The sequence below is a fragment of the Streptomyces sp. NPDC002537 genome, from assembly GCF_053594975.1.
The window spans coordinates 34,351-42,316 of record NZ_JBSFWT010000065.1 but is presented as its reverse complement, the minus strand read 5'-3'; the positions used below and the strand labels follow the sequence as shown (position 1 = coordinate 42,316).

Here is a 7,966-nt window from a genome sequence, read left to right as displayed (position 1 = left end):
CCGGCTTGTCGAGCCAGCGGTAGCGGGCTGTCTGGCGAGCTTGAGCACCCGGCACGTCACCGTGATGGGCGCCCCGTCCACGGCCAGCTCTTTCGGGCCGGGGGCGTACCGAGTATCCAACGCCGGGACACCACTGCCACAAGAGCCGCTATTCCGCCACCCGGCGGACCGCCCGTACCGCAAAAGTTGCCGGACAAAACCTGATATGTAGCATTTTCGATGTGTGCATAGCGGCAGGCCCGCTGGACTGGTCCCTGGTGAGCGGATGGATTCCGCTCACCCTCCTTGTCGTGGGCCTGTGCTCCCTGGTGGCCCTGTTCTGCTCCCGCCGACGCACCTGGTGGACCCGCTGGGGCCCGGCCGCCGTCCTGCTGGCCGCCCTGCTCACCTGGCTGCTGCGGACCGCCGTCGACGACTGGCTGCAACCCTTCCCCGACCCCCTGCCCACCGACGTGGTGATCTGGGTCGGCGTCGCCGTGCTCGGCGTCTGCCTCGCCGTCCTCCGCATGCCCACCCTCCGCTGGAAGGGCCGGGCCGGCGCCGCCCTGGCGGGCCTGCTCGTCGTGCTGCTCGGCGCCTCCGAGGTCAACAAGCACTTCGACCAGTACCCCACGCCCCGCACCGCCCTCAACTCCTGGCTCACCAGGACGACCCGCCTCACCGAGGCCACCGGAGGCACCGAACCCGCCCTGAAGGTGCCGAGCGGCAAGACGATCGCCGACGTCTGGCACCCCCCGCCCGGCCTGCCCAAGGACGGCACACTCTCCAGGACCGCCATCCCCGGCACCGTCTCCGGCTTCCACGCCCGCAACGGCTACGTCTACCTGCCGCCCGCCTACCGCACCACCCCGCGCCCCCTGCTCCCCGTGATCGTCCTCATGGCCGGCCAGCCCGGATCGCCCGACGACTGGATCAACTCCGGACGGCTCGTCGACATGATGAACGCCTTCGCCGCCGACCACCGCGGACTGGCCCCCGTGGTCGTCGTCGTGGACCCCCTCGGCTCCCAGTTCGCCAACACCCTCTGCCTGGACTCCCGGCTCGGCAACGTCCAGACCTACCTGGCCACCGACGTCCCCGACTGGATCCGCGGCCACCTCCAGGTCGCCACCGCCCGCACCTCCTGGATCGTCTCCGGCATCTCCTTCGGCGGCACCTGTTCCCTCCAACTCGGCGTCAACGCCCCCCAGGTCTACGGCGTCGTCAACGACATCTCCGGCCAGGAGGCCCCCACCCTCGGCAGCCCCAAGAAGACCGTCGACAAGGCCTTCGGCGGCGACACCGCGGCCTTCGCCAAGGTCAACCCGCTCGACGTGCTCGCCCGGCAGCGCTTCCCCGACACCAAGGCCGCGTTCGTCGCGGGCAGCGACGACACCACCTACCGGCCCCAGCAGCGCACGGTCTACGAAGCGGCCGTCAAGGCCGGCATGCGCGCCGAATGGGTCCTGCTCCCCGGCGGCCACAGCTGGCAGGTCTGGCGCCCCGGCCTCGAACGCCAACTGCCCTGGCTGGCCCGGCAGACGGGGCTGATCCCATGACGGACACCACCACACCCCCCGCGGCGCCCGTCCCCGGCGACAGCGCCCACCCCTGGCGCACCACCCTCGACCGGCTGCTCGCACCCGTCCGCCACGCCCCCTTCACCCTCGGCTTCCTCGCCGTCCTGTGGATCGTCGGCGCCGTCACCCACAGCCTCGGCAGCGGCCCCAGCACACGCCGTATGGAGCACATCGCCGTCGGCGTCCCCGCCCTCGCCGAAGGCCGCTGGTGGACCCCCGCCACCTCCCTCCTCTGGTGCCCCGGCCTCGGCGGCTACATCGGCTCCACCCTCGTCGTCCTGCTCCTCGTCACCCCCGCAGAACGGCGCCTCGGCGTCGCCCGCACCGCCGCCGCGCTCCTCGGCGGGCAGATCCTCGGCACCCTCCTCGGCGTCGGCGTCGTCAAGCTCGGCTCCCTCGCGGGGGAGTGGTGGCTCGACGAACTCTCCGGCGACCTCGCCGTCTCCCCGAGCGTCGGCGCCCTCGCCGTCGGCGGCGTCCTCAGCTACCGCCTCACCGCCCTCTGGCGCCGCCGCACCCGCCTCGGCATCACCGCCTTCGCCCTCGTCATGGCCCTCTACATCGGCCACCTCCAAGGCGTGCTGCGCCTCGGCGGCGCCGTCGTCGGCCTCGCCATGGGCGCCCTGCTCCACCCGCGCGGACGCACCTGGCGGATCCGCCACTCCTCCCACACCGAGGCCAGGGTCCTCGTCGCCCTCGTCGTCGCCGCGGCCGCCATCGGCCCCATGGCCGCCATCCTCTACCGCGACGCCTACGGCCCCTTCAACTCCTTCCAGCTCTACGTCGCCGTCCAGCCCACCGACCAGGAAGTCACCGACGCCTGCGCCGCCTCCACGGCCGACTGCCACTACGTGCACGCCCTACGGGGCTTCTACGACTCACCTGCCACCGTCATGGCCGTCCTCGTACCCGCCCTGATGCTCGTCCTCGCCGAGGGCCTCCGCCGTGGCCTCCGGCTCGCCTGGTGGCTCGCCGTGCTCGTCCACCTGGCCTGGATGGCCCTCTTCTCCTACTGGCTGCACGACTTCCTGGCCCACCCCGCGGGATGGGCCGCACCCGCCGAACGCTCCACCTACGCCCAGGCCTTCGCGGAACAGATGCTGCTGCCCGTCCTCGTCCTGCTCCTGCTCGTCGTCACCCGCGCCCGCTTCGACCTGCGCCTGCCCCGCTCGACGACCCACCGCCTCACGGCCGTCGTCGGCGGCGCCCTGCTGCTGGCCTGCGCCGTCTACATCGGCATCGGCTACGCCGTACGCGACCAGTACGACCCCGAGGCCACCCCCGTACGGCTCCTCCAGGGGCTCGCCCCGGAATTCCTGCCGCCCACCCTCATCGACGTCTTCACCGACTGGCCGGTCCCGGTCGGCGGCACCGCCCAGGCCCTCTTCCACTACTGCGGCCTGTTCTTCTGGCTCATCACCCTGATCGCGCTGCTCGTCACCTTCCGGCGGCCCCGCCTGCACACCGACGCCGACGCCGCCGTGCGCGCCCGCGAGATCCTCGTCGCCCACGGCGGTTCCACACTGGGCTTCCTGAGTACGTGGGACGGGAACTACTACTGGTTCGACGAGGGCGAGCGGGCCGCCGTCGCCTACCGGGTGATCGCCACGGTCGCCCTCACCACCGGTGAGCCCTTCGGCGCGCCGGACGCGAGGGCGGCCGCGGTCGCGGGCTTCGCCCGCCACTGCGACGAACACGGCTGGACGCCCTGCTTCTACAGCATCGGCGCCGAGGCCCGCGAGGCGGCGGAACGCCTCGGCTGGCGGTCGGTCCAGGTCGCCGAGGACACCGTCGTACCCCTGCCCGGCCTGGCCTTCACGGGAAAGAAATGGCAGGACGTCCGGACCGCCCTCAACAAGGCCAAGAAGGAGGGCATCACCGCCGAGTGGTGGACCTACCCCGACGCTCCCGTCGCGCTCACCGACCAGGTGCACTCGATCTCCGAGGAATGGGTCGCCGACAAGGGCCTGCCGGAGATGGGCTTCACTCTCGGCGGCCTGGACGAACTCGACGACCCGGCCGTACGCTGTCTCCTCGCCGTGGACGCCGACCGTACGGTGCACGGGATCACCAGCTGGATGCCGGTCCACGAAAACGGCCGACCGGTGGGCTGGACCCTGGACTTCATGCGCCGCCGGGCCGGCGGATTCCGCGGCTCGATGGAATTCCTCATCGCCTCCGCGGCCCTCGGCTTCCAGGAAGAGGGCGCCCGCTTCCTCAGCCTCTCCGGAGCCCCCCTCGCCCGCAAGGCCACCGCGGAACCCCCGGCGGCCCTCCAACGCATGCTCGACTACGCCGGCAAGGTCCTCGAACCGGTCTACGGCTTCCGCTCCCTCCTCAACTTCAAGGCGAAGTTCCAGCCGCAGTACCACCCCCTCTACATGTCCTACCCGGACCCGGCGGCCCTGCCGGCCATCACCCGAGCGATCGCCAAGGCGTACCTGCCGCATATGACGGCGACTCAGGGAGTACGGCTGATGCGGCAGTTCTCGGGGTGAACGGGGGAGGGGGGACTCGGCGGCCGGGGGCACGGTGGGACAGGGCCGCAGCGGTACGAACACCGCGTTCTGGAATTACAACGCCACGGGCTGCTGACCCGACCCTGAGCATTGCGTGGGGGGATCGCCCCGCGCCCCGGGCACTGGCAATAAGGATCACGTCAGAACTGGCAGGCCAATGGCCAGATTTGATCACTACTGGTGATCGGGTCGGAACCCTAGGGTGAGGGTGTGGTCCGCGGTGTGCGGGATGCGAGCAGAGAGGGATGTACGAGGGTGACGGTCAAGATCTTCGAAGGCAGTGGCGTCGAGGCGTGCCCTAAGGGCTGGTACGCGCTCTACGAGCACGAGGACTTCAACGCCAAGGAAGGCGGGCGGGTCCTGCTCTCCGACCAGACGCTCGGGGACCTGGGGGCCTTCGGGTTCGACGGCCGGGTCCTGTCGGTGGTGAACCACGCCGAGCAGAGCGTCGCCCTCCATGTCGAGCCCGACTCCAAGGGCTTCGCCGCCCAGGTGGGCCCGCGGGGCGAGCTCCGGTCCATTGCCGACAAGGACACACGGGAGATCGACGGCCTCGGAAGCCCGGTGGGCGAGTCCCGCAACAAGCTGGGCCCGGCGCTGAAGAACCGGACGGCCTCCATACGCATCTTCCCGCTCGGCTCCGACGCCGCACAGGTGATCCGCAAGCTGCCCGTCGAGGAGGGCACGTACATCCTCACCAACACCGGCAGCGGCAAGGTGCTGGACGTGCTGGGCGACGAGAAGGAAAACGGGGCGAACGTCGGCCAGTACACTCGTCACGGCGGTCCGAACCAGCAATGGACGCTCACGGCCGTGCGGCGCGACTACTCGCGCAACAACCCGGTGTACAACGTCACCGGCGAGTACGAAATCGCCTCCAAGGCGAGCGGAAAGCTCCTGGAGGTCGCCGGAGGGGCCCTGCAAGACGCCGCGAACATCCAGCAGTGGGACCGTACCGACGCCTCCAGCCAGCGCTGGTGGGTCACCCCGATCGGCGACGGCGTCTTCGTGATCAGCAACATCCACAGCGGCAAGACCGTTGATGTCACCGGAGCTTCCAAGGACAACAGCGCCAACGTCCAGCAGTACACGTTCAACGACACCGTCGCGCAGAAGTGGCGGCTCGAGCGCGTCTGACCACTGCCCGGCCGGCCCTGCGGAGTACTCGGCTCCGCAGGGCCGGTGCGTCAGCTGGTCGACGCAGTGCAGGTCAGGCCGTAAAGGTTCCGGCCGGGATCCCAAGTGTTGTACGCGAGGATGGCCTTGCGCTTGAGCGCCATCTGCGCTGACGGGATGTTCAGGACGTATGAAGCGCCTTTCGCCCGATCCGCCTCCGAGCGCTGCTTGTACGCGTAGATGTGGTTGAAGCGCACGTCCGTGAGTTCACCGCTCTGCATGAGCCGGTACGCGGCGTCACTGCACGCTTTGTGGGTGGCGGTGACATCAAGCCATCCAGCCGAGAACTTGTGCGAGGCGCCGGGATACGCGGCCGCTCACGTTTCACTCACGTTCCGCTGACGTCTGAGGGGTGTGTGATGTGCGGGTCCGAGCCCGCCACCGACGCATCACCGGCCCCGGGGGCCGGATGCCGTCAAGCACCTGAGAACATAGCCATCGGGCGAATCAGTGATTGGCGCTCAGTCCGGAAGACCGCATGGAGACAAGAGTTGCACCCTGAGTCCCAGCAGGCCGTCGAGATCAGGCTCTGCCTTCACTACGGCACAATCCAAATCGCATGCGTAGCGTTCGACCGACAGCCCGACGACGACGGCATCGTAAGCCTCCAAGGCCCGGCCCTGGAGCTCACAAGCCATGACGCGAGCGGCTACCCACTGCTGCGGCTGGAACGCCTCACGGCACCGCCCCGTTCGGTGCCACCGGGATCTTGGGGCTACCAACGCGCCCTTGACGGAATGATGATCTCCGATCCGCCCATCAAGGTACTGAGCCTCACGGGACCAGTAGAGGGTGAACTGGACCTGCCTGCAGGGACGTACAGCCTGCGCGTCCTGCGGGGCTCCAACCCCTCTTACGAAGAACCATCGGACGAGCCGGACGAGTTCATCGACGACGACTTCGACGAAGACGCTCTTCCTGGCGAGCCCGAAGAGCACTGGCTCGTTCAAATCTGGCCCGCCACAGGCGAGCCCGCAGCGTAAGTTCAGCGCTTGTGCAGGAGCGACCGCCGCTCGGCACCAGGGAGGCCTCCGTGTCCAGAACGCCACAGCAGATCTTCGAGAGCTACGTCTACGCCGGTGCCATGACCCGGAATGCTGATGCCCTTGCCGAGAGTTTCACCGAGGACGGAGTCTTCGAGGCACCGCTCATGCCTGTCGGCGCCACCTTCCCCAGGCGGCTGGTGGGTCGTGAGGAGATCCGTAGCGCGATGGCGGCGTACTACGGGCAACAGGCGGAGGACGACCGCTCGCCGAACCTTGAGAAGTCCGGGTACGTACTGCACACCACCTCCAGCCCCGACGTGTTCATCGCTGAAATCGATACGGTTTTCGACGGGGACGGAGAGGACGTGGTGGTCTCGCTGGTGCAGATCTTCCGCATCCGTGACGGGAAGATCGCCCGGCTGCGTGACTACTTCGCGCCACAGCTGACGAGTTGAGCGCGGCTGTCGCTGGGAGCGGTCGCTCAGACCGCGAACCACACCCGTTCGATGCGCTCCTCGCCCACCTCGTAGATGGCCATGGCGGTGCGGACCTGGTCGCCCAGGAAGCCGGTGACCCGCTCCTGGTCGATCACGATGCGCCCATGCGTCACCCGCGAGACCAGTTCCGCGTGCAGGTCCGGGCTGGACGCGAACAGCTTGCCGTAGCGCTCGCGGAACGCGGGGCCCGAGCGGTCGGTGAGGGCCTCGCCCGAGGGGAAGGCGTACACCGGCACGTCCTCGGCGTAGAAGTCGAGGAAACGCTCCAGGTCACCCGCGTTGTATGCGGCGAGCTGGCCGTCGACGATCTCCTCCGGAGACATGAGAACCCCTTTCTGGGTGCGAGATCAAGTGCGAGATCAAGTTCGGACCGTCCTCAGCTGCTGGCGTGCGGGGAGAGCGCGGTGAACCAGAGGAGGGCGACGGTGGCGACACCCATGATGGGGGTGAGTATCTCCGTTTCCAGCTTGTTGCCGCTGTGCTTGATCACCACGATCTCGTAGCGGGTCTTGTGGGGCCAGAGCCAGGGGGCGCCCCGCTTGGTGATGGAGTCGCCGAGCAGGTGTGCCACGCAGCCGAGGCCGATGGCGTAGGGGAGCCAGCCCGGTGCCGAGGGGATGAACTTGGCGATCACCGCCGTGCCGATGCCGGCCATCGCCACGATGGTGCCCCAGGCGTGGAAGCCGTGTCCGGGCGGGCAGATGTTGAGCGCCCGCACTGCGAGGGCCAGCAGGAAGAACGTCATGCCCAGGGTGAACGGCCTGCCGAGGTACGTCACTCCGGCCCAGCTGCCGAGGGTCATGAAGGCCACGAACAGCAGCGAGTGCGTGGCGTGGCGGTGTCCGCCGGAGGCCCATGCTACGAAGCGGCACAGCGCCTTGGACACCGGTCCGAGGAAGTTGGCTATGGTGCCGTCGTGGTGGTCCAGGTCGGGCAGCAGCGCGGCGCCGGCGCAGAGCACCGTGCCCATCAGGATCTCCTGCGGCGCCAGGTGAGCGTCCATCACCAAGGGCGGCAGGTAGGGGGCGGTGCCTGCGAAGAGCAGTGCACCGCTCACGGCATGTGAGTGGCCCATCATCGCGTGTGTGATCTCTCCGTGTCGGCGCCACGACGGTGGCGCGCTCCAAACCCGGCAGACGCTACCAGCAAGATCCGGATGAGCATGTCAACGCGGGCTTCTTCGTGAGCCGCTGCTGCTTCGCGAGCCGCTGTCACGACGTCAGCCAGCC

Annotated in this window: 8 protein-coding genes; 5 read left to right on the top strand and 3 right to left on the bottom strand. The window is 69.0% G+C overall.

Annotated elements, in window-relative coordinates:
* Positions 1-221: 221 nt before the first annotated feature.
* The 3 genes from ACWD4A_RS25660 to ACWD4A_RS25650 all read left to right on the top strand — a co-directional run bounded on the left by ACWD4A_RS25660 (position 222) and on the right by ACWD4A_RS25650 (position 5,215).
* Positions 222-1,538, top strand: a complete 1,317-nt coding sequence (locus ACWD4A_RS25660) for an alpha/beta hydrolase (RefSeq protein ID WP_451197494.1) — start codon at positions 222-224, stop codon at positions 1,536-1,538.
* Positions 1,535-4,057 carry a phosphatidylglycerol lysyltransferase domain-containing protein gene (locus tag ACWD4A_RS25655; RefSeq protein WP_451197493.1) on the top strand — a complete coding sequence of 841 codons (2,523 nt, stop codon included), beginning with the start codon at positions 1,535-1,537 and terminating at the stop codon, positions 4,055-4,057. The genes ACWD4A_RS25660 and ACWD4A_RS25655 overlap by 4 nt, the downstream gene beginning before the upstream one ends.
* 276 nt (positions 4,058-4,333) lie before the next feature.
* Positions 4,334-5,215 carry an RICIN domain-containing protein gene (locus ACWD4A_RS25650; protein WP_451197491.1) on the top strand — a complete coding sequence of 294 codons (882 nt, stop codon included), beginning with the start codon at positions 4,334-4,336 and terminating at the stop codon, positions 5,213-5,215.
* Positions 5,216-5,265: 50 nt separating this feature from the next.
* Here the strand turns inward: ACWD4A_RS25650 and ACWD4A_RS25645 are convergent, their stop codons facing one another.
* Positions 5,266-5,451, bottom strand: a complete 186-nt coding sequence (locus ACWD4A_RS25645) for a hypothetical protein (RefSeq protein ID WP_451197490.1) — start codon at positions 5,449-5,451, stop codon at positions 5,266-5,268.
* Positions 5,452-5,745: 294 nt separating this feature from the next.
* On the opposite strand from ACWD4A_RS25645, the gene ACWD4A_RS25640 reads away from it, so the two are divergent.
* Both ACWD4A_RS25640 and ACWD4A_RS25635 read left to right on the top strand, forming a co-directional pair.
* Positions 5,746-6,237 carry a hypothetical protein gene (locus ACWD4A_RS25640; RefSeq protein ID WP_451197488.1) on the top strand — a complete coding sequence of 164 codons (492 nt, stop codon included), beginning with the start codon at positions 5,746-5,748 and terminating at the stop codon, positions 6,235-6,237.
* A 50-nt stretch (positions 6,238-6,287) separates the two neighbouring features.
* Positions 6,288-6,695: a nuclear transport factor 2 family protein gene (locus ACWD4A_RS25635; RefSeq protein WP_451197487.1), complete on the top strand. Its 408-nt coding sequence runs from the start codon at positions 6,288-6,290 to the stop codon at positions 6,693-6,695.
* A 26-nt stretch (positions 6,696-6,721) separates the two neighbouring features.
* Here the strand turns inward: ACWD4A_RS25635 and ACWD4A_RS25630 are convergent, their stop codons facing one another.
* Both ACWD4A_RS25630 and ACWD4A_RS25625 read right to left on the bottom strand, forming a co-directional pair.
* Positions 6,722-7,060 (bottom strand): nuclear transport factor 2 family protein, encoded by a 339-nt coding sequence (locus ACWD4A_RS25630; protein ID WP_451197486.1) that lies wholly within the window; start codon positions 7,058-7,060, stop codon positions 6,722-6,724.
* Positions 7,061-7,113: 53 nt separating this feature from the next.
* Complete coding sequence (locus tag ACWD4A_RS25625; protein ID WP_451197485.1) at positions 7,114-7,812, bottom strand: metal-dependent hydrolase; 699 nt, start codon at positions 7,810-7,812, stop codon at positions 7,114-7,116.
* Between the last annotated feature and the right edge of the window lie 154 nt (positions 7,813-7,966).

Excerpts from the sequence above, each read along its gene's own strand:
- ACWD4A_RS25630 (WP_451197486.1), bottom strand. The coding sequence starts at position 7,060 with ATGTCTCCGGAGGAGATCGTCGACGGCCAGCTCGCCGCATACAACGCG.
- ACWD4A_RS25625 (WP_451197485.1), bottom strand. The coding sequence starts at position 7,812 with ATGGGCCACTCACATGCCGTGAGCGGTGCACTGCTCTTCGCAGGCACC.
- ACWD4A_RS25655 (WP_451197493.1), top strand. The coding sequence starts at position 1,535 with ATGACGGACACCACCACACCCCCCGCGGCGCCCGTCCCCGGCGACAGC.